We start from the raw sequence: 1,784 nt of genomic DNA, 5'->3' as shown, positions 1-1,784 counted from the left end.
TACTTCTACATCCTTTTATTGATTACCCAGAAGTCGTTGAGTAACCTGCGCCAGCCCTTTATAACTAGGGACATGAGCCCATAGCAGACGGGCACAGATTAGCAAGTAACCAATCTAGTCTAACTTTTGAGCGAGTCAAGGAGTTGTTAACAACTGATGTGATCTGGTTAACAAGTCTATTGACAAGCTTGTGTGAGACGGTAGTAATCTAGAGGTACTAAAGCGCGATTATGAGCAAGCAGAAAGAACTCTTTGCTAATGAAGAGATTGCAGAAGCAGAGAAAACAAAGCTGCAGCCGCCACCTATGTATAAGGTTGTGTTGAACAACGATGACTACACCCCGATGGAGTTCGTGGTGGAGGTGCTGCAAAAGTTCTTTGGTATGGATTTGGACAAGGCGACTCAGGTCATGCTGAGTGTGCATTATAGTGGTAAGGGTGTCTGCGGCATGTTTACCGCAGAGATCGCCGAAACCAAGGTTGTCCAAGTCAACACCTATGCACGTAACAACGAACATCCACTGCTCTGTACTATGGAAAAGGCTTGAATCTGATGACTTGATGGCGAGTGTGACACCACATTGTAGCTGTACTAGGGGAGGTGCCTATGTTGAATAAAGATCTAGAAAAGACGCTGAACGAGGCTTTCAAACTGGCCCGTGACGAGCGCCACGAATTCATGACCGTCGAGCACCTGTTGTTAGCCCTTCTGGATAACAGTTCAGCCCATGAGGCGCTGAGCTCTTGTGGTGCCGATGTTGAGCAGATGCGCAAGGAGATCCGCGCATTCATCACCCAAACTACTCCGCTCATACCGCGCGACGATGAAGATCGTGAAACCCAGCCGACACTGGGCTTCCAGCGCGTGTTGCAGCGTGCCGTCTTCCATGTGCAATCCTCCGGCAATACCGAAGTCAGCGGCGCCAACGTGCTGGTCGCTATCTTCAGTGAGCAGGAGTCACAAGCTGCCTATTTCCTGAAAAAAGCCGAGATCAGCCGTCTCGACGTCGTCAATTTCCTTTCCCACGGGGTGCGCAAGGACAGCAAGCCTGATCTCGGTAGCAATAACAATCCTGAGTCTGATGATGATGTCTCGGCCGCACAGATCGAGAGCTTTGCCACCAACCTGAACCAGCTGGTGCTGGAAGGGCGCATCGATCCGCTGATTGGCCGTGATCAGGAGCTCAATCGTACCATTCAGGTGCTCTGCCGCCGTCGCAAGAACAACCCGCTGCTGGTGGGTGAAGCCGGCGTGGGGAAAACCGCCATTGCCGAAGGGTTGGCCTATCGCATCGTCAAGGGGGATGTGCCCGAGGTGATTGCGGGCAGTACCATCTATTCGCTGGATATGGGTTCTCTTCTGGCGGGCACCAAATACCGTGGTGATTTCGAGAAGCGCCTCAAAGTACTGCTCAAGCAGATTGAGCGTCAGGAAGGGGCCATCCTCTTTATCGACGAGATCCATACCATCATTGGTGCCGGTGCTGCTTCCGGTGGTCAGCTGGATGCGGCCAACCTGATCAAGCCGCTGCTCTCCAATGGTTTGCTCCGCTGTGTGGGATCCACCACTTATCAGGAGTACGCCCAGATCTTCGAGAAAGACCGTGCGTTGGCCCGTCGCTTCCAGAAGATCGATATTGTTGAGCCGACTATCGATGACACCACGCGCATCCTGATGGGGCTCAAGAGTCGCTACGAAGCCCACCACGGAGTGCGCTATACCGCCAAGGCGATCCGTGCAGCTGCCGAGCTCTCTGCCAAGTACATCAATGATCGTCATTTAC

The 1,784-nt window shown here is 52.6% G+C and carries 2 protein-coding genes; both read left to right on the top strand.

The features are described 5' to 3' along the window. Nucleotides 1–230: 230 nt before the first annotated feature. Nucleotides 231–548, top strand: a complete 318-nt coding sequence (gene clpS / locus AACS18_RS18330; RefSeq protein WP_005337111.1) for an ATP-dependent Clp protease adapter ClpS — start codon at nucleotides 231–233, stop codon at nucleotides 546–548. Nucleotides 549–607: 59 nt separating this feature from the next. Beyond that, nucleotides 608–1,784 (top strand): Clp protease N-terminal domain-containing protein (locus AACS18_RS18325; protein ID WP_146184791.1); only part of this gene is annotated, 1,177 nt, incomplete at its 3' end.

Source organism: Aeromonas sp. HMWF015 (genome assembly GCF_963878965.1).
Taxonomy (GTDB): domain Bacteria; phylum Pseudomonadota; class Gammaproteobacteria; order Enterobacterales; family Aeromonadaceae; genus Aeromonas; species Aeromonas veronii.
The sequence above is the reverse complement of the archived record's forward strand: the minus strand, read 5'-3'. Positions and strand labels throughout refer to the sequence as shown.

Excerpts from the sequence above, each read along its gene's own strand:
- clpS (WP_005337111.1), top strand. The coding sequence starts at position 231 with ATGAGCAAGCAGAAAGAACTCTTTGCTAATGAAGAGATTGCAGAAGCA.